Genomic DNA, 24,192 nt, shown 5'->3' with positions numbered 1-24,192 from the left:
TAAAGGAGATGATAAAATGAGCAATCAGACTGGGGTATTAACGAGAACGACTGTAGAACGAAAACAAAGCATCAAGGAAACAGCATCAAAAAAACAGAGGAAAAACCCATTTCTATCCCATTGGGCACGAGGATTGGCATTTCCCGTTTTTATCATCATTATTTGGGAACTGTCAGGTGCTTACGGACTTATTTCTGCCACCTTGCTGCCAAGGCCGAGTGAAATCCTTATCGCATTTAAGGACTTAATCCGTACCGGGGAATTATTCACCCATTTTAAAATCAGCTTGTTCCGGGCACTTACAGGATTTTTAATTGGCGGGGGACTTGGACTTCTGGCCGGGCTGGCAGTTGGTTTCTCGAGCAAAACAGAGCAATCGCTTGATCCGACGTTTCAGATGCTGCGGACTATTCCGTCGTTAGCTGTAATACCTTTATTCATTCTCTGGTTTGGCTTTGGCGAGCTGTCAAAAATATTGCTGATCTCAAAATCTGCGTTCTTTCCGCTTTATGTGAATGCGTTCCTAGGGATACGCGGTGTGGACTCTAAACTGTTTGATGTAGCGAAGGTGCTTGAATTCAGCAAATGGAAACAGATCACAAAACTCATTCTCCCTGCTGCACTACCAAATATTCTGCTCGGTTTACGGCTGTCATTAGGTGCGGCGTGGCTGGCTTTGGTCGCAGCTGAACTGATGGGATCGAGTGAAGGCATCGGATATCTTATCATGGATGCGAGGCAATTTTCTCAAACGTCCATCGTTTTTGTAGGCATTATCATTTTTGCGGTTTTCGGCAAAGCATCAGATTCACTGGTCCGATATTTTGAAAAGCGGCTTCTGAAATGGCGTGACAGTTATATCGGCTGATTAAAATCTTACATAACAGGAGAGGAGAAAACGGATGAAATTAACGATGAGAAAAATAGCTGCGGGTGTATTAACACTGATTTTATTGCTAAATATGCTTTCCGGCTGCAGTGAGAAAACCACCACCGCGGAGCAGAAAGGGAATGTTACGGTCAACATCGGAGTTCAGGGAAGTACCGGTGTTCTGCCGTATGCACGTGAGAAGAAATATTTTGAAAAAGCGTTTGAGAAAGAAGGCGTAAAAGTAAAATGGAGTGAATTTGAAAGCGGCCCTCCTCACTTTGAGGCATTGGCATCTGGAAGGCTGGATTTCGGTGCAACCGGAGGAACTCCTCTTATTGCCGGACAGTCGGGCAACGTTGATTTTAAAGCGATCGCGGTAACGACGGATGGAAAAAAGGGAAATTCAATCATCATACCAAAAGGAAGCAAGATTAAAGAGTTAGAAGATTTAAAAGGAAAGAAAATTGCGGTGGCTAAAGGAAGCAGTGCCTATAACTTTCTTTATATGGCGCTTGATCAAGCAGGGTTGACTGACAAGGATATTAAAATTGTACAGTTGCAGCCAGATGAAGCAAGACCTGCACTTGATAACGGTTCCGTGGATGCCTGGTCAACATGGGAACCGTATGCCACCACAGCCATCTATCAAACGGGAGCGAAGTCATTGGCTGATGGAGAAGACCTTAATATTAATGCGCCCAGCTTTTTGGTGGCAAGGACTCAGTTCACAAAGGAACATCCTGATTTAACGGTACTGTTCCTAAAGACATATGAGAAAGTCAGACAAGAGTTTATCAACCATCCGGAAGAAGTGACGGTAGATATCGCTAAAAAAGAGAAACTTGAACCGGAAATCGTCAGCACGGTCTTAAAGCGGGCCGATTTGATTCTATCTCCGACAACCAAAGAATTTGCAAAAGCTCATCAGCAACAAGCTGATTTTCTATACAAAGTAGGTGGCATCAAGACAAAGCTGGATACTTCAAAAGTCATAGAGAACAAGTTTGTTGAGAAGGTTTTAAAGAAGCAATGACCATACGCCAACATTTGATGGAGGGATAAACATGGGAGAAACGTCTTTGAGAGAATGGCAGCGACCCAAAGACTTTATTGCATCGATCACGAAGGAACACCTGAACTTTGTGAATTTGACAGATCTTCAGTTCACAGGGCTTTGCAAGGAAAAATACGGAGTGAATAAAGGGTTGTACAACACGATCGAAAACTACTTTGCAAAGAAAGGAATACGCAACATTCTCTATCGAAGAGTGTACATTCTTGAATTCCTGAACGATGTCCAGAGGCGAAAAAAAGGCAAAGAATGCCGTGAAACACACGTTACGTTCGGTTCAGGAGGGCTGGCAAAAGCGCTCCACAACTTTTTTATTAAAAACATTTAAGGGAGGATTTTATTGTGGCAGATATTGTAACCATATCAGGCAGCCCTTCTGTAACCTCAAGAACGGGGATCGTCCTTCGATATTTAAGTGAATTGTCCCAAAAAGGGGGGCTTGAAACAGAATCTTTTTCAGTACTTGATGTCCCGCCGGAAGATCTTGTTCTTGGCCATTTTCAGAGTCCTCATCTGAAAGCCATTGAGAAGAGCATAAAGCAAGCAAAAGCTGTCATTATTGGAACACCTGTGTACAAGGCAGCCTATTCAGGAGTCCTTAAGTCGCTGTTGGATCTGCTGCCACAAGATATCCTCTCTGGAAAAAGTGTATTGCCCATTGCAACGGGCGGTACGATCGCCCATCTTCTGAGCATCGAGTACGCGTTAAAGCCTGTTCTTAATGCCATTGGAGCAAGGAACATATTAAATGGAATTTATTTAATCGATCTGCAGCTGGAGCATAACAATGGCCGTGACGTTGCGTTTGATCAAGAAATCGAGAAGCGGCTGATTGTATCATTAAACGAACTGATCGATGAGGTAAAGAAAGATACGTACATCAAGGACTTAGAAAAAGCGGAGCTGCAAATTGCGGGAAACATTGATGGAAAGGGGAATAAAGCATGAACGTATATTGGTTTTTGCCGACACATGGAGACAGCCGGTATTTGGGAACATCAGAAGGAGGACGGCCTATCACGCTTTCCTATCTTCGCCAGATTGCGCAGGCGGCAGATAGCCTTGGCTTTAAAGGAGCACTCCTGCCGACAGGGCACTCCTGCGAAGATGCTTGGGTTACCGCTTCTTCCTTAATTCAGGCCACCGAAAAGATGAAATTCCTCATCGCTGTACGTCCGGGTTTGATCTCTCCCTCTCTAGCGGCACGAATGGCTTCAACCTTTGACCGGCTTTCTGATGGAAGGTTATTGATTAATGTTGTGACAGGAGGAGATCCGGTAGAGCTTGCCGGTGACGGATTGCACTTATCGCATAGTGAACGCTATAAACTGACGGATGAATTTTTAACCATCTGGAGGGAGCTGCTGGCCGGAGAAGAGGTTGACTATGAGGGTAATCACCTTAAGGTAAAAAAAGGGAAAATTCTTCTTCCTTCAGAGCAAGAGCCTTATCCGCCACTGTATTTCGGAGGGTCGTCGGATGCGGCGCTTGAAGTGGCTGCCAAGCATATTGACGTTTATCTGACTTGGGGAGAGCCGCCTGAACAGGTCAGAGAAAAGATTGATAGAGTCAGAAAGCTGGCAGCTCAACAGGGGAGAACGGTGAGCTTCGGAATCCGGCTCCATGTGATTGTCAGGGAAACAGAAGAAGAGGCTTGGGCTGCGGCTGATTCGTTAATTCAATATGTAGATGAAGAAACCATCATTGCTTCACAAAAAGTCTTTTCACGTTATGATTCAGTCGGACAGAAACGGATGGCTGCTCTTCACAACGGAAAAAGAGATTCTCTTGAGATCAGCCCAAACCTTTGGACCGGCATAGGCTTGGTGAGAGGCGGGGCTGGAACCGCACTTGTCGGTGATGCAGACACGGTTGCGGAGCGAATGAAAGAATACCAGGAAATCGGGATTGATCACTTTATCTTCTCAGGCTATCCGCATCTTGAAGAAGCATACCGAGTGGCTGAACTCCTTTTTCCTAGGCTTCCGATCTCACATAAAAATCCGGCGGCAAAGCGTCCGCTTCATTCGTTTGGCGAAGTGGTCGCCAATACGTACCTACCGCTGAAAAGCAAAGTAAAATAAAAACATTCTAGTAAACTTGCTCACTTTTTCTGACAGAAAAAAGTAGTTATTGACAAATTTAACCAGCTTAAGTAATCTATAAATGGAATTCATACAAAACCGGTCAGAATTATAAGGTTTGAACTTAATTTACAGCAAAAACTCATAAGCATGTTTATTGAGTTTTTGCAGTACATAATGATTGGTCCAATTCCAACAAGCTTTGGCTTGGACAATAAGAAGGGTAATTTGGTTATGTCTAACCTCTTCTTATTACGTGATCGTAGTAGGAAGAGGTTTTTATTACGGTATAAAACAGAGTAAATCCATAGGGATATTTGTATATTCTTTTTTGCTGCTGATTGGAAAACCAAAGGCAACTCTCTTTTTGGGATGTATGTCTTTGTTTTTTTTATTCAGCTCGAGCAAAAAGAAATAGTTGAAATAAGAGAGAGAGAAGGGAGATGCTGGTATGTCGTCGATATTAATTGTTGGTGGAGATCATCTTGGGAAAATTACGAAGAAACTGGAGCATCAAGGCATAAGGGAGATCATTCATGTGAGCGGAAGAAAAGCTAGAATGTCTCAAAAGGAGATTCCAAGTCATGTGAACTTGGTTCTGGTCCTGACCGATTTTATAAACCATGAGTTTTCAGCAGCGATTAAGAAAAAGGCGAACAAACAGAGTGTTCCCATCTATTTTTCCAAGAGGTCCTGGTGCTCGATCTATGCTGTACTTGAAAAATCGGAGCTTTTAAGCAATCGCACAAAACGGAAGAAGATAGCCGTTAATGGGTAATAAGAAAACCTGCCTCACAGGGCAGGTTTCATTCCGTTGAATTAATTTTTACAACTTCAAGCTGAAAGGGAACGCACTCTTCCAGTCTTTCTTTAATCTGTTCGGCTTCCTCTCTGGACAATGGAGTATTTGAGTCTCTTAACGTTTCCAGGCTGAAAGTAAACCTCCCGCTGGATTCAATAACCTTGTATTCTTTCATGGAAATTCCCCTTTCTCCCTTTCATTTGAGATTGCCAAAATGGCACGATGGTATATCTATATACTTCTACATACCCGGTTCGTTCCCTTTTAAGTATTTTGATTGGAGGAATTGAAAAAATATAGTTATAGGAAAATCATCACTCTAATATACATAATCGATGGAATCTCGATGGGAAACCGTGCTGATGGAGGGATGAAGGTATGACTGTTAAACCACCGATACTGCAGAGAGGGGACACCATCGGGATCGTGACACTAGGAAGCCCTCTGGAGGCCCAAATAATTAATGAAGGATTAAACACGCTGCGAAATTTTGGATTCAATATTGTCCTCGGGAAAAATGTTTACACGAATACTGGTTTTTTGGCCGGAACGGATGAGCAGCGGGCAGCTGATTTAATGGCGATGTTTACGAATAAAAAGGTGAAAATGATTTTGCCGACAAGAGGGGGAGTAGGAGTAGAGGGAATTCTGCCATATCTGGATTTTGATATCATCCGGCAGAATCCAAAAATCGTATCAGGTTACAGCGATATTACGATCCTGCTGAATGTACTATATCAATATACCGATTTAATCACCTTTCAGAGCCTTCTCCTGCTGGACTTTAATCCAAATACACCTGCTTATAGCTACCAACAGTTTTTCCAGGCAACTTCCACTGTTCAGTCACCCCGGCAAATTGTTAATCCGCCGGGTATTCCTCAAATTAGCAGAGTACAAGGAAATATAACGGGAGAAGTTGTTGGCGGCAATTTGACCTCGCTTGTGCATTCACTTGGAACTCCGTTTGAGATTGATACAGCAGGAAAAATTTTAGTGATAGAGGAGACCCATGAACCGATTAACGCGGTTTACCGGTATCTCAATCATTTAAAAATTGCGGGTAAATTTGATGATTGTGCAGGCATTGTGATGGGTGAATGCACATCGTGTGAACCTGCGTACGGTGTAACGTATGATCAGCTCATTACTACATTTGTCGTACCACTTGGGAAGCCGCTCATGACAAATGTTACAACAGCACATGGGTATTATAAGGCAGCCATCCCAATCGGTGCACAGGCGAACCTCGATACCGTTAACAACCGTTTTTCGATTTTAGAGCCGAGTGTGAGCAATATGTAATATAAAAGAGATTATCCAGCTGCCAGCTCCATCCATAAATAAAAGGTGGCATAGGCTCTCCAGCCTGTCCAATTTTGAGACCACTCGATGATTTCTGGAAGGCTTGGCTTGGAGTAGGAACCAAGCACCTTTTTTAACGCGTTATGCAAACCAACGTCTGAAGCAGGAAATGCATCAGGATGGCGCAGGCACCTCATGATGACATAGTTTGCTGACCAGCTCCCGATTCCGCGGATCGAAGTCAATTTCTTTTCCATCTCGTGAAGGGGCAGTTCTTGGAGTCCTGTTTTGGTTAATCTGCCGTTAGAGATTAATTCAGCAGCATCTAACAAGTACTCTGCCTTTCGGTTTGTGAACTTTAGGGAGAGCAAATTTTCTTTAGTAAGATTGGCTACTTTATCAGGCTCAGGAAACATCCAATAATCTTTTCCGTTAAATGCCATGTTTTCTCCGAGATGTTCAACCAACCGCCTCTTCAATAAATAAGCCACGTGAAGGCTGACTTGCTGCCCCATTATAGACCAGGCCAAGGCTTCAAACAGGTCAGGCACTCCAATGATTCTCAGCCCTTCCCGCCCTGGGACAACCTTACGCAAAATACGGTCTTCTTCTGCCATTTGATAGAAAGGGGTTAAATCCCGTTCCAAATCCATCCAATTGATGACGTGATGAACAATCTCTGCTTTTGTATTGTGATCGGGAACTTCGATTGGAAATGATAGAACGAGGTGCTGATCTGTGGCCTCCAACTGAATCAAAACACACTCTTTTTCACATCTAACCGCCTTCCTTACAGATTTATTGTCCATATCCACGGAATGCAGCAGTTCATTTTGATTTCGGTTTAAATAACGAAGACACTCTTCAAAAAGAACATCATGCCGTTTGATCTCAATATATTTTCCTTTGTCACTCCACATAAACAATCTCCTAAGCTTTTTAATATAGGAAGTCGATTAGCTTCCGGCTTCCTCCCGCAGACGGTTGAAGTCTCCTTCATGCCTTGTAGCCACAGCAATATCAAAAAGGGCATGGTTGAACTTCTCGTCTCGTGGTCCAGACTGAACAAAAAGCTATTTACAAAGCCTTTGGCGGTGTATACGGCAAAATTCCATCCGGCATCAAAGTCTTTGGGATTGATTGAGCTCGCCATTAAATCGAGTACTTTTAGGATTTCAATCCCTACAATGCAGCCTTGCATTTGCCATATGGATACCCTCCCAGAAGTAAAAACGTCCTAGCGATTATTAGATGGTTCGGTTTAGCCATATTACATATGTCTTTTGTTATAGGATCTTAATGATTGCAATAAACCCTTTAGTCCACTATATCGTAAAGCAGGGTTACTCAATGGAATCACCTAGCATTATTCAAGCAAATGTGGAGGTCAGGGATGGCGTAATACAAAGAACAAGCATTAAAGGTAAAGCGATTATAGTAGAATAGACCCGCTTAAACCCCTAGAAACCAACCAACTTTCTCGATAACTTATGTAAGGGGTGCCTGGCACCAGTAAAATGCTATTTCTTGCTCACACCCAGATATTGGGGTAAATTGTAAAAAAGACACAAGTTGAAGAAAGGAACACACTATGAATAAAAAGTTATTATCTTTTTTTGGAGGAAACAGTGGAGCTTCAGGAAAAAGTGAACAGATTCAGAATCGTGAAAGCTGGCTTAAGGTGATTGTAATTGGGGCATTTGCTCTTTTACTTTTTTATAAGATTGCCACCTCGCCATTTGTTTTCCGTTTCTCTGATTTTATTTCTCTCTTTGCTTCTCTTTTTGCGTTGACGATTTCAGTGATGTACTATAAAAAATTTAATGACCTCGTTCGCAGATTAGAGGAGGGGTCCATTAAGGGGCAAAGGGATGATGCCCCGGTAATACAATCACTTCCGGAAACGGTAGCTTCAAGGAATGATCAACAAGATTTAGAAGCAGAAGAAACATTTCTTGAAGGAGAAATGGAGACTCCAAAGGAAAAAATGCTGAAAGAGGAAGAACTGCCGGTTGATGATAAGCTGGCAGAGGAAGTACAAGAAGAGCAGGCTGAAGAAGCCTCAGAAAAGGATGAGCCAAAAGTACAGGCTGCTGAACGGCTTGAAGAGGCTCAGGCTTCCTCCGTCACTCCTCTGGTAACAGAAGAAGAACCGCCGGAAACAGAGGATAGGATTGAATATAAAAAGTCAGATGAAGATTACGTCTATGAGCCGAATGAAGAAGACATGAAAACCCAGCGAATTAAAGAAGAAGAGCTTAAACAGATTGAAATGGACAAAACCCAGATTTACCAGCAGCTGTATACGAGAGCCGATCTGAATGAAGAAGAGAGGAAATATTTCCAACAGCAGCTTCAGGAAAAAGAAACTCAGGCCTCTAATCTAAAACAGGAACTCATTCAGTTTACGAACAAGATCTCACAGGCGATCAATAAAACACCGCAGCTATTTCAAAAGCGTGATTCCAGGATTGAAGGAATCGTTCGGCTGCTCAAGCCTGACTTTGTAAATACTGCATCATTAAGTGAAATCAATGAACGTCTTGACGAACTGACCATTAATATACCGGAGGAGACACTGGAATCTCTTCAGCGTGAAGGGTTACTCGATGAATCGTTCCATTTTACCCGTTCCGGTTACAGGGAAGCGATCAACACAAGCAAACTGATCTAATCTATTTATATTTCAAAGAAAAGAAGCATCTTCTTAATGGGTGCTTCTTTTTTGATTCCAAATAAAAAGCCTGACACCCTAAAAGAAATGCACTTACATTTTCCGCTTAAACCCCAAATATTGAAGGGCAAGATGCAGGCTAGAAAATGTGGTGACCCCATTAAATTCCACACCAAGTGCGGTCATTGTCAGAGCAAGCTCTGGGCGAAGGCCGCTGATTTTTGTCTTCACACCAATCAGTTCGAGTGCTTGAATGACCTGATGGATTTTTTGCGCGACCATCGTATCAATGATTGGTACTCCAGATAAATCCAGAATAAGGTGATCGAGCTTTAGGTCTACAGAACTCCGCAAGGCGTTTTCCATGAGTACCTGAGCACGATTTGTATCGATATCGCCAATCATAGGCAGAATACCCACTCCGTCCCCGAGAGGCACGACGGGAACAGAAAGTTCATCGATTTCATGCCCGGCGGTCTCCAGGTTGGAAGCGTGTTTTTCCATATAAGAAGTACTTACCATAAGAACAGCAGTATCAACTACGGAATCAAATTCAGAAATCAGTTCGTAAAACGTATCGAGATCCAATTTTTGCATTTTGGCTTCTTCTTTTATGATGATGCCGATTTTAGTACGGTAAAAATGTACTTCTTCGATGGCACGATCCAATGGGATATTAAGCGAAACAAAGATATCAGCATATTCAGCTCCCCATTCCTTCAGCCTTTCAACAGAGACAGCTGGTGGAAGCGATACGGTCTCTCCATACAAATGAATCAGCTTCATACGAAGATGTTCTAACTGACTCCGATTGTTTCCTAAGTGGCTGTAATCGAATCGCTCTTCATCTAATATGGTTTTCGCTAAGGTTTCCTTTTGATTTAAAATAAGTCCGCTAATTGTTTTGAAATAGGGGCTTGTTTCTTTGCTCAGTACTTTCGACAATTTCAGACCCCTCCTTTAATAAAGAATAAAAAACAGTTGTTATAGTTTTCGTCGTTTTTTCGTTTTTTGTTAACGTTTTGAGAGGGATTGAATGCTCTAGTAGCTGGAAATGGTGCCATGGAAATGGTGCCAGGCACCTTTCATTTTTCACCGGAAGGTTTACTCCAGGGCAATAAGGATAATATTAAATGAGATGTTATTCCTTTTGTTACATAAAAAAGTTCCTTATAGTAGGATACATATGTTGGAACATAATTGCTTGAAAAGAAGGGTTGCACATGCTGGAAAAAAGAGTGGTCAGAATTGCTTTTGAAGTGCTTTGCATTATTTTTGGGAGTTTGCTCATTGGGGTAGGATCGAATACGCTGCTTCTGCCGGCACATTTACTTTCTGGCGGCCTGATGGGTATTTGCATGATCATCTACAATACGTTAGGCTGGTCGGTCGGAACGCAATATTTTCTCTATAATATTCCGCTCCTAGTTCTGGCCTATATTCATCTGGGCAAGAAATTTATTATTTATACACTGCTGGCGGTTGGTTTCGATTCACTGTTTCTGCATCTTATACCGATTAAGATGATGTGGACGCACAATATTATTCTTGCCTCGATCTTCGGGGGTGTGGTTTCTTTTGCTGGCGGAGCCATTATGCTTCGTGCCGGAGGTTCAAATGGGGGACTCGATGTTCTTGGGCGAGTGATCGCCAAGTATAAAAATCTTTCGATCGCCCGCTTCGGCCTGATCATGAATTTTATCATTATTTCCGTTTCCGCTGTTATCTTCAATGTACAGTCGGCCATGTTCACGATTCTTTCGATGTATGTCGGCGCGAAAACATACGATACTATCCTGACTGTGGCAGAAAGAAGTTCCGTCATGATTGTGACCGATAAAGGAAACGAGGTGTCAGGTGCATTAAACGAAGCCTTTAACCGGGGGGTAACATTCTGGGAAGGTGAAGGAGCGTATTCTCATGAAAGCAAACAGGTAGTTTTTTGTGTCATTGTGAATATTCAATGGGCTGATTTGGTTGATATTGTGAAAGGTATTGATGAAACAGCCTTTATTTCAGCAATTCCTGCTCATAAGATTGTCGGAAACTTTAAAAATGTGTGGTAAAACAAAAACCTGCTCAAAAAGGCAGGTTTTTGTTATGTCTGAATGTCTTTTTCCACTAAAGTTTTTAGCATCGACATCTTGTTCTGCCAGAACTGTTCGAAGTAGGAGAGCCATTGTTCCAATTCAGACAAAGGCTCAGCTTGAAGCGTGTAAAGTTTCTCCCTGCCGGACTTTCGTTTTTTAACTAAGCCTGCTTCAGAAAGGATCAGCAGATGCTTGGACACCGCGGTCCTGCTCATAGGAAATCGTTCCGAAAGTTCAGTGATGGCAAATTCCTTTCCTGCCAGCAATTTTAAAATTTCACGGCGTGTAGGGTCTGCGATGGCCTGGAAAACATCGTGCTTTTTAGCTGAAGCGTTCATTCTTTTTCTGCAAGCTCCTTTAGACTTTGCATGATTTTCGCCCAGCCGCCGTTCATATTGTCCCGTACAGCGGATACTTTTTGCTGTGCTTTAGGCAGGATAGCATCCGGATGGCCCCAGCCTGAATGAGTAAGGGTAAAACGGGTCTTACCTTCTTCTTCCTTAAGTTCAAACGTTACGATCCAGCCAAATTGATCCCATGCAAAAGAAAGCTTATGCGGCTCCTCAACCAATAACACTTTGCATGGTGACGGGCCAAACGGAGATTGAATATGGAAATCATGGCCAACATGCGGCTCAAAGTCATTGGGCATAAACCAAGCGGAGATCCCATCTGCAGTTGCAACGGTCTTCCACACTTTTTCAATAGGGGCATTGAAAACATCAGTATATTGAATATCTTTTACTCGTTCTTCCGTAAAATCGGACATCATGGTTTCCCTCACTTTTTAAAATTATGTGAAACTATATGGTTTCGCTTTCTGAATTATATACAACCATTTGGTTTCATGTCAACAATGTTTCGGTTTTTTACAAATATTACATAGTATGGTTTGCAATCATTAGAGAGAAAATTTAAGTATACCAATTGAGGAGGTGAAAACACATGGCTCAACAAGGTGGAAACAACAACGAACTATTGGTTCAAGGTGCTCAACAAGCTATCGACCAAATGAAGTACGAAATCGCTTCTGAATTTGGTGTACAACTTGGTGCTGACCAAACAGCTCGTGCTAACGGATCTGTTGGTGGAGAAATCACTAAACGTCTAGTAGCTCAAGCTCAATCTCAACTTTCTGGATTTGGTGGAACACGCTAATTCTAGCGAAGACATAACAGAATACTCAATGGACAAGGCTGCCTATTTTTTAAATAGGCAGTCCTTATTTTTTTCCAATCATTAAAAAGTATGAGCGTCAACATTATGTCAAATAATACAGTTGTGTACGAGATTCTACTTTCGGAGGTCATGAAATGGTATGGTCACAGCAGAGCATCAATCAGTTTAAAGACCGTCTCCAGCAGATGCAAAATGAATTGAACGAGCGGTTGGCGTATAACCGTCATTATGGAAATGAGTTAGAGCTTATTAAAGAATCGGTCAGCGAGCTTTCGAGTTATGATAACCATCCGGGGGATCTGGGTACAGAATTGTTCGAAAGGCAAAAAGATATCGCATTGAATGAATTAAATGAATCGGAATTAAAATCCATTCATCAGGCACTTGAAAGAATTGATGCAGGGGAATATGGATATTGCAAATCGTGCGGACAGCCAATCAGTATGGCAAGACTAGAGGCATTGCCAACAACGGCTTACTGCAAAGAGCACAGCCTTGAACAAAGCAGTTCCAATAACCGGCCAATTGAAGAAGAAGTATTGAAGCCTCCATATGGCCAGTATAATAATGATCAAAAAGATGCAACCTTTTACGATTCAGAAGATTCCTGGCAGGACGTAGCTGTTTACGGGACGAGTGAGTCCCCGTCTGATTTCTCGGAAAATGGAATGATGAATTATAATGAAATGTTTATTGAATCCGAAGAAAATGTGGGGTACGTTGAGGATATTGAAGGTTTTATCGCAACAGACATGGATGGAAGCAATACTCGCATCATTCCGAATAAAATGCACAAAGATTATGAACGGTTTCTGGTGGATCAGGAACAAACGGACGAAGATTCTGACTATGTGTAATCATAAACTCCTTATCAAGCTGGATAAGGAGTTTATTTGTGTTAATGAAAAGAGGAAATATTTTCATTCAGTTTTGTATAAAAAAACTTCATAGAGAGATGTTAAAAAAAAGGAGGTGAACATACATATGGCAAAGCAATCTAATCAAGTATTAGTACAAGGTGCTCAACAAGCACTTGATCAAATGAAGTGGGAAATCGCTTCTGAATTTGGAGTTCAGCTTGGAGCTGACACTACTTCCCGTCAAAACGGATCTGTAGGCGGAGAAATTACAAAACGTTTAGTGGCTACTGCTCAACAGCAGCTTTCTGGTTACGCTCGTTAATTTCAATGAAAAAGCTGGCCGCAGTGCTGCGGACCAGCTTTTTCTTATTTCTGATCTAAATCTTTTTCACCCATGCATTGGTGTCATATCCTCTCACTTGCCAGTAGCCCATATGCCGTCTATCGTGAATTTCCAGTTCTTGTTTGTAAATCGGGGGATTTCTGTAACAGTGTAAACCCAAATATTGTGAAATTGAACCAAACTAAGAATAATTGAACGGAACTGTCTGAGAATTGAACCAAAATAAAAGGAATTGAACCAAAATAAAAGGAATTGAACCAAACTAAATTTTCAGACTACCGACTCAATCCCTGATTGAATCTATTCTCATGACAAGAATGAACCTCCTATTTTTGTTGCAAACTAAAAGCAGGAAAGGGAGGTTTTAACTTTGGAACAGGCAAAGGTAATCTTACTAAAGTTTATTGTAAGCTTGATTGCTTTTTCAATCGGACTGGATTTGTTTTTCGATGCGACACTGGCTGATATCATTTCTTTTAGTGTTACGGCAACGGCTGTGTCATATATCCTGGCTGACCGCATTCTCCTGCCGCGGATTGGAAACATCAATACATTGATGGCAGAATTCATTTTAACGTACACGATCGTGTGGATCTTTGGGGCGATATTGCTTCACGGTTACCTGCAGATCGCCTGGGGGAGCGTTACCTCTGCCATTATCATTACGGCAGCGGAGGTCTATGTTCACCGCTATCTGCTCAAACACATGCCGGAAAGAAAAAGAGAGATCAGGCATCAGGGAGTCACTCCTAAATTACGATTTGTCACAGAATTTGCAGAAGATGACGATCCATCCGGCAAGAAGTAATTTTGGATAATATTTACAAAATGGAGTCCTTTCGTAAACTAATAGCGTAACGTAAATTTATGAATGAGGTGGAAAGGATGTTTTTTTTATCAACTGTTCTTATTAGAGATTTAGCTTGATACGGGAAAAGTCTGCCCTTTTTTTGAAATTAAGCTAATCGAAGAACAGTAGGTAAAATCACCAATCCCTTCTTATGTTATTAACTATTCAGTGGGCTGTCCAAGAAGTCTGAAAGCTGTTGATTTCCGTTCCAGGCTGATCGCTTTTACCGGCGCGAGCTCCTACTTTCGCGGGGCGTGCGGTGAGCCTTACCGGCGTGAACGCCTACTTTTTGGTGCAAGCACCGGAGGGAGTCTCACCTGTCACGCTAGTCCCGCAGGACAAGGAAGGCTCCGGCAGCTTTTTGCACGAAGAAAATGTGAAGTTCATTTTCGAGGAGTCTCGCATCTTCCACTTCAATTAACTTTTCATTTAAGATTTTTCAAGCCAAAAAGGGGCTGCTGAAGGTCAATTTTTGACTTTCTGGACAGCCCCATTTTTTATTGCCAAAATAAAATAGGTTCTTTTTCATGGTGTTCTCTCAGTTAGCTTTGGATCGAAAGAAAGCAAAAGGAGAGAATGAAATGAGTATTTTATCTGTAAACCATGTTACCCATATGTATGGAGATTAAAAAATATTAAAGGTATCAGCTTCCGGCAGCTGCCAGATGAACACGCCGGGTTGGCCGGGCGAAACGGAGCCAGCAAATCACCTTGCTGCGTATATTGTCGCAGGAATTGCTGCCTGACTCAGGAGCGGTTCATTGGCTACCCAGTGTTCAAATTGGTTTTCTGCAGCAGCATATCAAAATGAGGCAGGGAATCACCATCAAACAATACTTGCAAAGTACTTATAAAAATCTATACGAAACAGAACAGGAAATGCATACAATCGCCGAAAAAATGGCCGCCATGGATAACAGCCCGGAGTTATTGTTGGGAAAATACGGAAAACTGCAGGGTATTATAAACGTGCCTTTACAGGAATAAAAAGAAGAAATGAATATCTGCTTGAACTTACGTGTTTTTTTTTCACAGTATCCATAAAATTCCACATAACGATTACATAAGAACATAAAAAGACACCGCCAACTAGTGGCGGTGTCCTGAGGATCATCCTGTGTTTCGGAGCCCGGCTGCAATTCCATTAATGGTGAGCAGCGCTTCTCTTAACAGATCTTCATCCAGTTGCTCGTCTTCACGCAGCTTAGAAATCAATTCTACCTGCAGGAAGCTGAGTGGATCTACATATGGGTTTCTTAGTCTGATGGATTCTTTGATGTTTGGCAGCTGATCCATCAAATGATCCTGCTGTGTGATAAGCAGGATGGCTTCAGTTGTGCGGTGGTACTCATTTTCAATTTCGGAAAATATACGTTTAGCCATCTCCTGGTCTTTCACCATCCCCGTATATTCTCGTGCAGCGGTTAAGTCAGCTTTCATCAAGGCCATTTGCAAATTATCAATGGTCGAACGGAAGAACGGCCAATCATTGTACATTTGCTGGAGAAGGTTGAGTTGGTCATTGTTTTCCATATAATGCTGCAGTCCTGTTCCTGCCGCATACCAGGCTGGAAGGAGCTGACGGCTTTGGGTCCATGCGAACACCCAAGGAATGGCACGCAGGTCTTCAAAACGTTCGCTTCCTTTACGGCTCATAGGACGGGATCCGATATTGAGAGATCCCAATTCAGGAAGAGGAGTCGCTTGTTTAAAGTACGTAAGGAAATCAGGATCATTGAAGACAAGCTCTTGGTATTTCATAAGTGATGCGGAAGAGATGCCTTCCATGACATCTTCCCATGCTTTTGTCCTGCTGTCGTTTTGCTGTGCATCTGTTGAAGCATTAGCGGCTGCAGAAAGCAATGTTGAAGTTGCTTGTTCAAGGCTCCTGTAGGCAATGTCATATAAGGAATACCTTGAGGACAGCACTTCACCTTGTTCAGTAATCTTAAATCCGTCTCCCAATGTTTCGGCTGGCTGAGAGAGGATGCTTCGATACAGCGGGCCGCCCCCGCGTCCTAATGAACCCCCGCGGCCATGGAAGAATTTTAAACGGACATTGTATTGATCAGCCACCTCATGGATTTCCTGCTGAGCCTTGTATAGCTTCCAGTTGGCCGTCAGTGTACCGCCATCCTTGCTTCCATCCGAATAACCAAGCATGATTTCCTGCACGTTTCCATGCTGTTTCAGCTGTTGCTGGTAAAAATCCATTGAAAACAGCTTTTTCATAATGGCAGGTCCGGAAACAAGATCATCAATCGTTTCCAGCAGGGGAGCGACATTCAGTTTGCTTTCAACTCGCCCGTCAGCATGAAGGCGATAAACTCCCGCTTCTTTTGCGAGTACAAGAACTTCCAGCAGATCACTTACCGATTCCGTCATACTGACCAAATACACTTCGATGGAGCGATCTCCAAATTCCTCATGGGCTTTATTAATCATCCGGAAGACATCAATCATCTGACTTGTTTCTTTAGAATAATCTTCAGCGAAAGGAAGAAGCAAAGGCCTGGGATCCTGTAATACTTTCCCTAACAGCTCTACTTTTTCTTCTTCATCCAGACGAGAATAGTCAGTAGCCAGATTTACAGAATGGAAGATCTCAGTGATTGCCGCTTCATGCTCTCCGCTGTGATTGCGGATATCGAGCGTGGCCAGATGAAAACCGAATAATTCTACCTGCCGAATGAGCTGGTCAAGGCTTTTAAGCCTGAATCCATCCGGAGAATGTCCAAGAAGACTGCGTTTAATAAGCTGCAAGTCTTCCAAGAACTCCTCAGAACTTTGATACCCTTCTTTCGGTTTTCCGACCTGTTCTAACTTTTTCAGCATGATGGCCATTTTGCACCGATAGGCCTCATGTTCGATCTTCCACTGTTCTCCATCCTTTAGAATGGATAACTCCTCATGAATGGAGTCTGTTAATTCTTTGGATATGGCGATCTGTTTAGAAGATTGGCTCATCTGTTTCATTAAATTCGTCAGCGATGTATGATATTTTCGCAGCACCAGTTTACGATGTTTCTTTAAGGTTTTCCACGTTAACGCTGGAGTGACGTTCGGATTGCCGTCACGGTCACCGCCAATCCACGAACCGAATCGCAGAATGTTCGGCACATGCCAGTCTTCAGCTGAATAGTGCTCCTGCAGCGTTTCTTCAAGCTCCTGATGAATCTGAGGAAGGACCTCAAACAATGTTTCATCGAAATAGTAAAGCCCGTTCGCAACTTCGTCCATCACGGTCGGTTTTCTGTCACGCAATTCATCGGACTGCCACAAAATGGTGATCTCGTTAAACAGTTTTTCATTGAGCTCTTCCCGCTCACGGGGTGTGAGAATGGTCTGGTCGAGCTGGTGAAGCAAAAGAGCGATCCGTTTATGGATCTCCAGCACACTCCGTCGTGTCGCTTCTGTCGGATGGGCAGTAATAATCAGCTCCATCGACAGTTTTTCAATGACGTTTTTAATGATCTCAGCGTCGATGCCGTTTTCTTTAAATTGGGTGACTGTGCACTCCAGTGACCCAGGCTGGTGCCCATCCTTGAGCTGGTACTCCCGTCTGCGCCGTATGCGGTGGTTTTGTTCAGCGATATTAACAAGATGGAAATAGACGGCAAACGCCCGTATGACTTGCTGGCGCTCAGGGTGTTTTAAGCTGGCAATCTCATTTTTCAGCTCCTGATAGGATAATTCATCATTGTTTCTAAGAGATTTTGTCATTTCTCTAATCTTTTCAACTTTATCAAGCAGTGCCTGTCCGCCTTGCTGAACAAGGACTTTCCCCAGCAACTGGCCGAGAGATTTAACATCCCGGCGAAGGGGTGAACTGCTGTGTTCTGATTTTGCTGATTCTAAGATTGTTGTCATCATCTCACCTTCCGTTTCTTAGCTGTCATTCTTTTATTTTTGTACTGTTTTATTATTAGAATATTTTGATTTATAGGCATTGTATCATAAAACATTTTGATTTTCACAAATGAAAACAAGCCGGCGGGAAATCTGTACAACTATCAGATCGTGAAAAACTATAACAGTTCTGCGTGTAAGCGGATACATGAAATGAGAACAAAAAAAGACCCGGCCAGGGCTTTTGACAAAAAAATTTGTCAAAAAACTCCGTTAGCCGGGTTATTACGTCTAAATATGAAAAGGGGTTGTTGGGATGTCTTAACTATATCAGCTTGTCCTGTGATGGGAGTAAATATGGGACATTTTAGACATTCAACAAAAATATTAAACAGCTGCGTCTGCCGTTCATACTTTGTTCATTTCTTTCAGGTATAGTTAAGGCATGGAAGGGAAACAAATTTTACCAATATGAAGGTGATGAACTTTGAAAAAAGAGAATAACGTAAGCTCGAAGCAGTTTGTTGATTTAATAAAAAAGACCAACCCGCCAAAACTGAAACTGAGTATGGCCATCCTCATGAGTGTCATTACGACACTTGTCGGTCTATGTGTTCCGCTTTTCACGAAAAACTTTGTAGATAAATTTTCATTATCCACATTAAACGCTGCGCAGATCGCACTGCTGGCTGCTGTACTGATCGCACGGGCGGCAGCAGGGGGGATATCCGTCTACCTCTTGAATATGGTTGGAAATGGAATTGTAGCGGGTATCCGCGACCGGCTATGGAAGAAATTGATCTCCCTGCCGATTCCTTTTTATGATAATCACCAGACTGGGGAAACGATAAGCCGAATGACGAACGACACGGCTGTGATTAAAAATCTGGCGTCCGAGCATTTTACGAATTTTATTAATGGCATCATCTCGGTAGTCGGTTCCGTGATTTTTCTTTTAATTTTAGATTGGAAGCTGACACTTATCACACTGGTTATCGTACCTGTAGCCATGCTGGTCATTATTCCGATCGGAAAGCAAATGCATAGAATCTCAAAGGCCACACAAGATGAGAATGCCAGATTTACTGCCATTCTGAGTAAAGTCCTTATGGAAGTCCGGCTTGTAAAATCTTCAAATGCAGAGGGAACGGAGTATAACAACGGCAAGGAAGGTATTCAGAACCTCCTTCGTTTTGGGATTAAAGAAGGGAAGTACCAGGCGATGCTCGGACCGGTCATTTCGCTTATTCTTATGCTTCTGCTTGTCGTCATCATAGGATATGGGGGTATGAGGGTCTCAAGTGGAGCGTTAAGTGCCGGATCACTGGTTGCGTATCTTCTGTACTTGTTTCAGATCATTCTGCCGATGACTCAATTCGCGATGTTTTTTACAGAGCTTCAAAAAGCAAAAGGAGCGACAGAACGAATCATCACGCTGCTCGACCATGAAGAAGAGGACTATGCATCTGGCCGAGAATTGCTGCAAGTCGATCAAACCCTGCATGTGGAAAACCTGCGTTTTGCATATAAAGATGAGGAGATTCTGAAAGGAGTCAGTTTTTCTGTAGACCCGGGAAAAGTGACGGCGATCGTGGGGCCGAGCGGCAGCGGTAAAACCACTTTATTTTCATTGTTTGAGCGTTATTATAAACCTAATGGCGGTGAAATTAAATTAGGAGAAACACCGATCGATCAATTCACGCTAGCATCATGGAGAAGCAAAATCGGCTATGTTTCCCAGGAGAGCCCGCTCATTGCGGGAACAATAAGAGATAACATCTGCTACGGGCTGGATCGGAAGGTGAGTGAAGAAGAACTTCAAAAAGTGGCAATGATGGCATATGCTGATCAATTTATTAACGATCTGCCCGACGGCTTTGATACCGAGGTAGGAGAGCGTGGCATTAAGCTCTCAGGAGGACAGCGCCAGCGAATCGGTATTGCACGTGCTTTGCTGCGTGATCCGCAGATTCTGATGCTCGATGAAGCCACCTCCAGCCTTGACAGCAAGTCAGAGATTGTCGTTCAGCAAGCATTAAACAATCTGATGGCTGGAAGAACTACGATCGTTATCGCCCACCGGTTATCAACGGTAGTGGATTCGGAACAGATTATCTTTTTGGAAAAAGGAGAAATTACAGGAACAGGAACACATCAGGCGCTGTATCAGTCTCATGATCTCTATAGGGAGTTCGCTCTTCAGCAGCTTCATAAACAAGATAAAGAAGCAAAGGATGAGGTGTATGGCCAGGATCTTAGTTGTGGATGATGACAGCCATATTCGGCAATTGGTCGGAGCCATTTTAAAGAATGAAGGATTTGAAATGCGCTACGCTGAGGATGGGGAGGAAGCATTGAGCATACTGGAGACCGCCTCCGTTGACCTGATGATCTTAGACATCATGATGCCAAAATTGGATGGATGGGAATTAGCAGAGAAAGTCAGGGCTTATTATGATTTTCCTTTGCTCATGCTTACAGCAAAAGGAGAGACGAAGGAAAAAGTAAAAGGATTTCAGCTTGGGACGGACGATTATGTTGTTAAGCCGTTTGAACCGGCAGAGCTTGTTGTCCGGGTAAAGGCTTTGTTAAAACGCTATAACATTTCAGCATCCAACACAGTGAAAGCAGGGAAGCTGTCCATCAATAAAAACACGCACAACGTGACAGCCGGAAAGCTGGTGTATTCTCTTCCTTTAAAAGAATTCGAGCTGTTGTTCTTGCTTGCGAGCTATCCCGGGAAAACCTTTTCGAGGGAACAGCTGATTCAGCAAGTATGGGGACCGGATTATGAAGGGGATGACAGGACGGTGGACGTTCATATTAAACGGCTGCGCGCACGTTTTACAGAGGAGGAAGCGGGGATTAAAATCAGTACGGTATGGGGACTGGGATATCGATTCGAGAGCGGAACATGAATAGGCATGAGAATAAGGCATTAAACATGCTCCTCCATACTCTGGGCTTTTTCGGGATTCTCGGTCTATTGTTTCTGTGCTGGTCAGGTTTCTTTTATCTAACACCCTTCCTCTATAAAGGGATGGGTTATCACCCCTCATCTCTGCTTGTCTATTTAACAGGTTCTGTTCTTGGACTTCTTTTCTTTGGAGTAATCGCCCATCTGTTTGGCAGAAAGCAGCGGCGCAGCGGGATGAACATTTTTAATTTGATGAACGATGCGGTTAAACAAATTGCTCAAGGAGATTTCAGTGTCAGTATTCGAACTGAAATGAGGAAAGGCCATGTTATCGCTGATCTTGCCGATAATATTAACGTAATGGCAAAGGAACTGCAGAGCCTGGAGATGATGCGTCAGGAATTTATTTCGAACGTTTCTCATGAGATCCAGTCGCCCTTAACATCGATCCGGGGCTTTGCCAAGGTTCTGCAAAACGACAAATTGGAGCCGGAAGATCGGAAGCATTATCTGTACATTATTGAAAAGGAAAGCAAACGGCTCTCTAAGCTAAGTGATAATCTATTAAAATTAACTTCACTCGAATCTGACCGCCACCCTGTAGAGAAGGTGGACTATGAACTGGATGTTCAGCTAAAGCATGCCATTCTATCGTGTGAACCTTCTTTGGTTGATAAAGGTATGGAATTACAGCATTCTTTAGAGAAGGTAAACGTGACAGGGGATCAGGATCTCCTGAATCAAGTATGGCTTAACCTCCTATACAACAGTATTAAATTTACACCAAGAGGCGGGATGATTCGGCTCATACTGAAAAGAAGAGAGGGTGAAATTTCGGTTTCCGTTCAGGATAACGGGATCGGAATTTCAGAAAAAGATCAAATTCATATCTTTGAACGATTCTTCAAATCGGATAAATCCAGAAACAGAGCATCTGAAGGAAGCGGATTAGGATTGTCCATCGTAAAAAAGATTGTAGAGATGCATGAAGGCCGGATAGAGATCGAGAGCGAACCGCAAAAAGGGACGATTTTCACTGTCTATCTTCCTGCTCTTGTAGAATAATAAATATAAGATTCAAAGCTGGCTCACATAACCGAACAGGTGTGGTGTCTTTAGAAGGAAGACCTTTTATAAGAAAAGCGAAAGTGATTTTCAATTTCTCCCAGGACTTAAGCTGAAAACTGAAATTCGTGTTCAGCCCTGGGCGCTAGAGCTAGAAATAACTTCTATGCAAGCAGAATTATATGCTTTCTTATCTAATAAAAAGCGGAAGGGGCTGTCCAAGAAGTCTGTAAGCTGTTGATTTCCGTTCCAGGCTGCTCGCTTTTACCGGCGCGAGCTCCTACTTTCGCGGGGCGTGCGGTGAGCCTTACCGGCGTGAACGCCTACTTTTTGGTGCAAGCACCGGCGGGAGTCTTACCTGTCACGCTAGTCCCGCAAGACAAGGAAAGCTTCGGCAGCGTTATATCGCACGAAGAAAACGTGAAGTTCATTTTCGAGGAGTCTCGCATCTTCCACTTCAATTAACTTTTCATTGAAGATTTTTCAAGTCAAAAAGGGGCTGCCTGAAGGTCGATTTTCGATTTTCTGGACAGCCCTTTTTATGTGCTTTATTCAGCATTGTTAATGATGGCAAGCATCTGATGATCTTCCCAGCTGCCGTTTATTTTTACAGATTTTACAGCAATACCTTCTTTATGAAATCCTGCATTTTCTAATACCCGGATGGAACCTTTGTTGTGCGGCATGACACCCGCTTCGATGCGGTGAAGCTTCTGGACTTCGAATGCATACGAAATCATCAGTTTGACGATCTGCGTCATATACCCTTTTCCATTGTAATGTTGATCAAGACAGTACCCAAGCATTCCGGTTTGAACAGGTTCGCGTTCAATCTTGAACAATGAAATATCACCAATAAGTTTTCCGGATTCTTTTAAATGGATGCCGAAACTATACTGATGATCCAGTTCTTGCATGCTCTTGATCACATTCAGCATTTCTCGCTGTCCTTCCAAAGTATAGAACTCAGAATCTCTAAACGGGGTATATTTTTGAAAAAATTCACGGTTATCAAGCTCCAACTGAAGCATTGCTTCTGAATGTGAAGTGTCAAGAGGCTTCAAAAAGAAGTGTTCACCTTCCATCCTCATAATCTCACCTTTTTAATTCATATGGTATCACATTGAAGACAAAAACGGGCAGAGAGCGAACGTTTTCATTCCAATTCTAAGAAAATCTTACAATTGCGGCAAAATACGCTATAATAGGTTTTAGTAGTTTACAGGGTTAAAAATTTACTTTGCTTATCTATCAAACTCTGATTTCAATTTTAGCATGCTGAATGATATAAAAAATATAGGAGTGTATGTTCATGAACTCAATCATCCCTATGGCTAACTATCTATTGGAGAACTCTGGCACACTCTCTTCAAACATTGTTGATGAGATCATCGGCAGTTTTCATTTTGATGTTCCAGAAGAGGAGATCAAGCAAGCTAAATTAATGTATGATGAGTTTTTAGTTTTTTTAGCACAATCCCTAGATTGTCAGGAAGGCTCTGTTCCTGATGCTCTATTGTCATGGAGTAAGGCTAACGGAGAAGCAACTGCAAGAAGCCAGCTCAATATCTCTAAAATTATTATACGTTATCCTGATACTCGTATGGTTTTTTCGGATTTTGTAACGCGAGTTGGCATAGAATTCGGATTAAACACTCGAGAAGTAGTCATGGTCATTAAACGGGTGAATCAGATGCTGGATCTAAGCATGAATGAAACGGTGTTTGCTTTTGAACGCTATAAAGACAGTGTTATACAAGAAGCACAAAAAGAAATCAAGGAATTATCCACACCTATTGTACCCATCCAAGACGGAATTGCGATTCTTCCTTTAATCGGGACGATTGACTCGAATCGATCCGACCACTTGCTAAATCATGTGGCTCCAAAGATTTCTCCATTGGGTGTTAAATATCTGATACTTGATTTTTCAGGGATTGTTACCATTGATACTGAAGTGGCAAGGCACATCTTTACTGTACACAGTGTTTTGGCTCTCCTCGGAATTGATATTGCAGTAACAGGGATACGTCCTGAATTGGCCAGCAGAATTGTAAATGCCGGCATTGATTTTACTTCCATCAAAGTCTATGGAAATGTGAAACAGGCCATTGAAAACATGACGTTTCATTAAAAGTGTCAGGCAACAGTGCCTGGCACCAACGAAAGATTATGCAGTTCACCATCATCATCTATGATTCCTTCAGAAAATAGTCCTTTAGTTGGCTTAC

Annotated in this window: 27 protein-coding genes; 20 read left to right on the top strand and 7 right to left on the bottom strand. The window is 42.6% G+C overall.

The window, feature by feature from the left end; translation table 11 throughout:
• Nucleotides 1-16 precede the first annotated feature (16 nt).
• The 6 genes from OKX00_RS17320 to OKX00_RS17295 all read left to right on the top strand — a co-directional run bounded on the left by OKX00_RS17320 (nucleotide 17) and on the right by OKX00_RS17295 (nucleotide 4,805).
• Nucleotides 17-868 (top strand): ABC transporter permease, encoded by an 852-nt coding sequence (locus OKX00_RS17320; RefSeq protein ID WP_091010273.1) that lies wholly within the window; start codon nucleotides 17-19, stop codon nucleotides 866-868.
• A gap of 34 nt (nucleotides 869-902) precedes the next feature.
• Nucleotides 903-1,904, top strand: coding sequence for an aliphatic sulfonate ABC transporter substrate-binding protein (locus OKX00_RS17315; protein WP_265408199.1), 1,002 nt, complete (start codon nucleotides 903-905; stop codon nucleotides 1,902-1,904).
• A gap of 31 nt (nucleotides 1,905-1,935) precedes the next feature.
• The gene (locus OKX00_RS17310) at nucleotides 1,936-2,271 is read left to right on the top strand and encodes a hypothetical protein (protein ID WP_265408198.1); all 336 of its coding nucleotides are present in this window, start codon (nucleotides 1,936-1,938) and stop codon (nucleotides 2,269-2,271) included.
• Between the two features lie 14 nt (nucleotides 2,272-2,285).
• On the top strand, nucleotides 2,286-2,891 hold the full coding sequence (ssuE, locus tag OKX00_RS17305; RefSeq protein ID WP_265408197.1) for an NADPH-dependent FMN reductase: 606 nt from the start codon (nucleotides 2,286-2,288) through the stop codon (nucleotides 2,889-2,891).
• The gene (gene ssuD / locus OKX00_RS17300) at nucleotides 2,888-4,027 is read left to right on the top strand and encodes an FMNH2-dependent alkanesulfonate monooxygenase (protein WP_265408196.1); all 1,140 of its coding nucleotides are present in this window, start codon (nucleotides 2,888-2,890) and stop codon (nucleotides 4,025-4,027) included. Before ssuE ends, ssuD begins: the two co-directional genes overlap by 4 nt.
• 451 nt (nucleotides 4,028-4,478) lie before the next feature.
• The gene (locus OKX00_RS17295; protein WP_265408195.1) at nucleotides 4,479-4,805 is read left to right on the top strand and encodes a DUF2325 domain-containing protein; all 327 of its coding nucleotides are present in this window, start codon (nucleotides 4,479-4,481) and stop codon (nucleotides 4,803-4,805) included.
• A 28-nt stretch (nucleotides 4,806-4,833) separates the two neighbouring features.
• Here OKX00_RS17295 and OKX00_RS17290 read toward each other — a convergent pair whose 3' ends face one another.
• The gene (locus tag OKX00_RS17290) at nucleotides 4,834-5,004 is read right to left on the bottom strand and encodes a hypothetical protein (protein ID WP_156316245.1); all 171 of its coding nucleotides are present in this window, start codon (nucleotides 5,002-5,004) and stop codon (nucleotides 4,834-4,836) included.
• Between the two features lie 203 nt (nucleotides 5,005-5,207).
• Here OKX00_RS17290 and OKX00_RS17285 point away from each other — a divergent pair, with 203 nt between their 5' ends.
• Nucleotides 5,208-6,134, top strand: a complete 927-nt coding sequence (locus OKX00_RS17285) for a S66 peptidase family protein (protein WP_265408194.1) — start codon at nucleotides 5,208-5,210, stop codon at nucleotides 6,132-6,134.
• An 11-nt stretch (nucleotides 6,135-6,145) separates the two neighbouring features.
• On the opposite strand, the gene OKX00_RS17280 is transcribed toward OKX00_RS17285, so the two are convergent.
• The gene (locus OKX00_RS17280) at nucleotides 6,146-7,054 is read right to left on the bottom strand and encodes a DNA-3-methyladenine glycosylase family protein (protein WP_265408193.1); all 909 of its coding nucleotides are present in this window, start codon (nucleotides 7,052-7,054) and stop codon (nucleotides 6,146-6,148) included.
• Between the two features lie 671 nt (nucleotides 7,055-7,725).
• Between OKX00_RS17280 and OKX00_RS17275 the strand changes: the two genes are divergently transcribed.
• Nucleotides 7,726-8,808: a hypothetical protein gene (locus OKX00_RS17275; RefSeq protein ID WP_265408192.1), complete on the top strand. Its 1,083-nt coding sequence runs from the start codon at nucleotides 7,726-7,728 to the stop codon at nucleotides 8,806-8,808.
• A 93-nt stretch (nucleotides 8,809-8,901) separates the two neighbouring features.
• Here the strand turns inward: OKX00_RS17275 and OKX00_RS17270 are convergent, their stop codons facing one another.
• The gene (locus OKX00_RS17270; protein WP_265408191.1) at nucleotides 8,902-9,753 is read right to left on the bottom strand and encodes an STAS domain-containing protein; all 852 of its coding nucleotides are present in this window, start codon (nucleotides 9,751-9,753) and stop codon (nucleotides 8,902-8,904) included.
• A 278-nt stretch (nucleotides 9,754-10,031) separates the two neighbouring features.
• On the opposite strand from OKX00_RS17270, the gene OKX00_RS17265 reads away from it, so the two are divergent.
• Complete coding sequence (locus OKX00_RS17265; protein ID WP_062235878.1) at nucleotides 10,032-10,874, top strand: YitT family protein; 843 nt, start codon at nucleotides 10,032-10,034, stop codon at nucleotides 10,872-10,874.
• 32 nt (nucleotides 10,875-10,906) lie between these two features.
• On the opposite strand, the gene OKX00_RS17260 is transcribed toward OKX00_RS17265, so the two are convergent.
• Both OKX00_RS17260 and OKX00_RS17255 read right to left on the bottom strand, forming a co-directional pair.
• Nucleotides 10,907-11,236 (bottom strand): ArsR/SmtB family transcription factor, encoded by a 330-nt coding sequence (locus OKX00_RS17260; protein WP_265408190.1) that lies wholly within the window; start codon nucleotides 11,234-11,236, stop codon nucleotides 10,907-10,909.
• Entirely contained in the window at nucleotides 11,233-11,667 is a 435-nt protein-coding gene (locus OKX00_RS17255) for an SRPBCC family protein (RefSeq protein ID WP_053355251.1), read from the bottom strand. The genes OKX00_RS17260 and OKX00_RS17255 overlap by 4 nt, the downstream gene beginning before the upstream one ends.
• Before the next feature lie 176 nt (nucleotides 11,668-11,843).
• Here OKX00_RS17255 and OKX00_RS17250 point away from each other — a divergent pair, with 176 nt between their 5' ends.
• From OKX00_RS17250 to OKX00_RS17225, 6 genes are all read left to right on the top strand, one after another.
• Nucleotides 11,844-12,056 (top strand): alpha/beta-type small acid-soluble spore protein, encoded by a 213-nt coding sequence (locus tag OKX00_RS17250; protein WP_265408189.1) that lies wholly within the window; start codon nucleotides 11,844-11,846, stop codon nucleotides 12,054-12,056.
• A gap of 155 nt (nucleotides 12,057-12,211) precedes the next feature.
• Nucleotides 12,212-12,934, top strand: coding sequence for a TraR/DksA C4-type zinc finger protein (locus OKX00_RS17245; RefSeq protein WP_265408188.1), 723 nt, complete (start codon nucleotides 12,212-12,214; stop codon nucleotides 12,932-12,934).
• Between the two features lie 127 nt (nucleotides 12,935-13,061).
• Entirely contained in the window at nucleotides 13,062-13,259 is a 198-nt protein-coding gene (locus OKX00_RS17240) for an alpha/beta-type small acid-soluble spore protein (protein ID WP_248251910.1), read from the top strand.
• A 391-nt stretch (nucleotides 13,260-13,650) separates the two neighbouring features.
• A complete protein-coding gene (locus tag OKX00_RS17235; RefSeq protein ID WP_265408187.1) occupies nucleotides 13,651-14,088 on the top strand; it encodes a YndM family protein in 438 nt (145 codons plus the stop codon).
• Nucleotides 14,089-14,389: 301 nt separating this feature from the next.
• Nucleotides 14,390-14,551 (top strand): hypothetical protein, encoded by a 162-nt coding sequence (locus tag OKX00_RS17230; protein WP_265408186.1) that lies wholly within the window; start codon nucleotides 14,390-14,392, stop codon nucleotides 14,549-14,551.
• Between the two features lie 290 nt (nucleotides 14,552-14,841).
• A complete protein-coding gene (locus OKX00_RS17225) occupies nucleotides 14,842-15,117 on the top strand; it encodes a hypothetical protein (RefSeq protein ID WP_265408185.1) in 276 nt (91 codons plus the stop codon).
• Nucleotides 15,118-15,240: 123 nt separating this feature from the next.
• On the opposite strand, the gene ppc is transcribed toward OKX00_RS17225, so the two are convergent.
• On the bottom strand, nucleotides 15,241-18,000 hold the full coding sequence (gene ppc, locus OKX00_RS17220; protein ID WP_265408184.1) for a phosphoenolpyruvate carboxylase: 2,760 nt from the start codon (nucleotides 17,998-18,000) through the stop codon (nucleotides 15,241-15,243).
• 466 nt (nucleotides 18,001-18,466) lie between these two features.
• Between ppc and OKX00_RS17215 the strand changes: the two genes are divergently transcribed.
• The 4 genes from OKX00_RS17215 (at nucleotide 18,467) to OKX00_RS17200 (ending at nucleotide 22,426) form a co-directional block, all read left to right on the top strand.
• A complete protein-coding gene (locus tag OKX00_RS17215; RefSeq protein ID WP_265408183.1) occupies nucleotides 18,467-20,248 on the top strand; it encodes an ABC transporter ATP-binding protein in 1,782 nt (593 codons plus the stop codon).
• Entirely contained in the window at nucleotides 20,223-20,897 is a 675-nt protein-coding gene (locus OKX00_RS17210; RefSeq protein WP_265408182.1) for a response regulator transcription factor, read from the top strand. Before OKX00_RS17215 ends, OKX00_RS17210 begins: the two co-directional genes overlap by 26 nt.
• Nucleotides 20,894-21,961 carry a sensor histidine kinase gene (locus OKX00_RS17205; protein WP_265408181.1) on the top strand — a complete coding sequence of 356 codons (1,068 nt, stop codon included), beginning with the start codon at nucleotides 20,894-20,896 and terminating at the stop codon, nucleotides 21,959-21,961. Before OKX00_RS17210 ends, OKX00_RS17205 begins: the two co-directional genes overlap by 4 nt.
• Before the next feature lie 237 nt (nucleotides 21,962-22,198).
• Entirely contained in the window at nucleotides 22,199-22,426 is a 228-nt protein-coding gene (locus OKX00_RS17200) for a hypothetical protein (RefSeq protein WP_265408180.1), read from the top strand.
• Nucleotides 22,427-22,509: 83 nt separating this feature from the next.
• Here OKX00_RS17200 and OKX00_RS17195 read toward each other — a convergent pair whose 3' ends face one another.
• A complete protein-coding gene (locus OKX00_RS17195) occupies nucleotides 22,510-23,052 on the bottom strand; it encodes a GNAT family N-acetyltransferase (protein ID WP_322114326.1) in 543 nt (180 codons plus the stop codon).
• A gap of 221 nt (nucleotides 23,053-23,273) precedes the next feature.
• Here OKX00_RS17195 and OKX00_RS17190 point away from each other — a divergent pair, with 221 nt between their 5' ends.
• Nucleotides 23,274-24,095, top strand: a complete 822-nt coding sequence (locus OKX00_RS17190) for an STAS domain-containing protein (protein WP_265408179.1) — start codon at nucleotides 23,274-23,276, stop codon at nucleotides 24,093-24,095.
• Nucleotides 24,096-24,192 lie beyond the last annotated feature (97 nt).

Source organism: Fictibacillus sp. KU28468 (genome assembly GCF_026153615.1).
In the GTDB taxonomy this organism is placed as follows: domain Bacteria; phylum Bacillota; class Bacilli; order Bacillales; family Fictibacillaceae; genus Fictibacillus_C; species Fictibacillus_C marinisediminis.
This window is presented reverse-complemented; position numbering and strand designations above follow the sequence as displayed.

Excerpts from the sequence above, each read along its gene's own strand:
- OKX00_RS17320 (WP_091010273.1), top strand. The coding sequence starts at position 17 with ATGAGCAATCAGACTGGGGTATTAACGAGAACGACTGTAGAACGAAAA.
- OKX00_RS17315 (WP_265408199.1), top strand. The coding sequence starts at position 903 with ATGAAATTAACGATGAGAAAAATAGCTGCGGGTGTATTAACACTGATT.
- OKX00_RS17310 (WP_265408198.1), top strand. The coding sequence starts at position 1,936 with ATGGGAGAAACGTCTTTGAGAGAATGGCAGCGACCCAAAGACTTTATT.
- ssuD (WP_265408196.1), top strand. The coding sequence starts at position 2,888 with ATGAACGTATATTGGTTTTTGCCGACACATGGAGACAGCCGGTATTTG.
- OKX00_RS17295 (WP_265408195.1), top strand. The coding sequence starts at position 4,479 with ATGTCGTCGATATTAATTGTTGGTGGAGATCATCTTGGGAAAATTACG.
- OKX00_RS17290 (WP_156316245.1), bottom strand. The coding sequence starts at position 5,004 with ATGAAAGAATACAAGGTTATTGAATCCAGCGGGAGGTTTACTTTCAGC.
- OKX00_RS17285 (WP_265408194.1), top strand. The coding sequence starts at position 5,208 with ATGACTGTTAAACCACCGATACTGCAGAGAGGGGACACCATCGGGATC.
- OKX00_RS17280 (WP_265408193.1), bottom strand. The coding sequence starts at position 7,054 with ATGTGGAGTGACAAAGGAAAATATATTGAGATCAAACGGCATGATGTT.
- OKX00_RS17275 (WP_265408192.1), top strand. The coding sequence starts at position 7,726 with ATGAATAAAAAGTTATTATCTTTTTTTGGAGGAAACAGTGGAGCTTCA.
- OKX00_RS17265 (WP_062235878.1), top strand. The coding sequence starts at position 10,032 with ATGCTGGAAAAAAGAGTGGTCAGAATTGCTTTTGAAGTGCTTTGCATT.
- OKX00_RS17260 (WP_265408190.1), bottom strand. The coding sequence starts at position 11,236 with ATGAACGCTTCAGCTAAAAAGCACGATGTTTTCCAGGCCATCGCAGAC.
- OKX00_RS17255 (WP_053355251.1), bottom strand. The coding sequence starts at position 11,667 with ATGTCCGATTTTACGGAAGAACGAGTAAAAGATATTCAATATACTGAT.
- OKX00_RS17250 (WP_265408189.1), top strand. The coding sequence starts at position 11,844 with ATGGCTCAACAAGGTGGAAACAACAACGAACTATTGGTTCAAGGTGCT.
- OKX00_RS17245 (WP_265408188.1), top strand. The coding sequence starts at position 12,212 with ATGGTATGGTCACAGCAGAGCATCAATCAGTTTAAAGACCGTCTCCAG.
- OKX00_RS17240 (WP_248251910.1), top strand. The coding sequence starts at position 13,062 with ATGGCAAAGCAATCTAATCAAGTATTAGTACAAGGTGCTCAACAAGCA.
- ppc (WP_265408184.1), bottom strand. The coding sequence starts at position 18,000 with ATGACAACAATCTTAGAATCAGCAAAATCAGAACACAGCAGTTCACCC.
- OKX00_RS17210 (WP_265408182.1), top strand. The coding sequence starts at position 20,223 with ATGGCCAGGATCTTAGTTGTGGATGATGACAGCCATATTCGGCAATTG.
- OKX00_RS17205 (WP_265408181.1), top strand. The coding sequence starts at position 20,894 with ATGAATAGGCATGAGAATAAGGCATTAAACATGCTCCTCCATACTCTG.
- OKX00_RS17195 (WP_322114326.1), bottom strand. The coding sequence starts at position 23,052 with ATGAGGATGGAAGGTGAACACTTCTTTTTGAAGCCTCTTGACACTTCA.
- OKX00_RS17190 (WP_265408179.1), top strand. The coding sequence starts at position 23,274 with ATGAACTCAATCATCCCTATGGCTAACTATCTATTGGAGAACTCTGGC.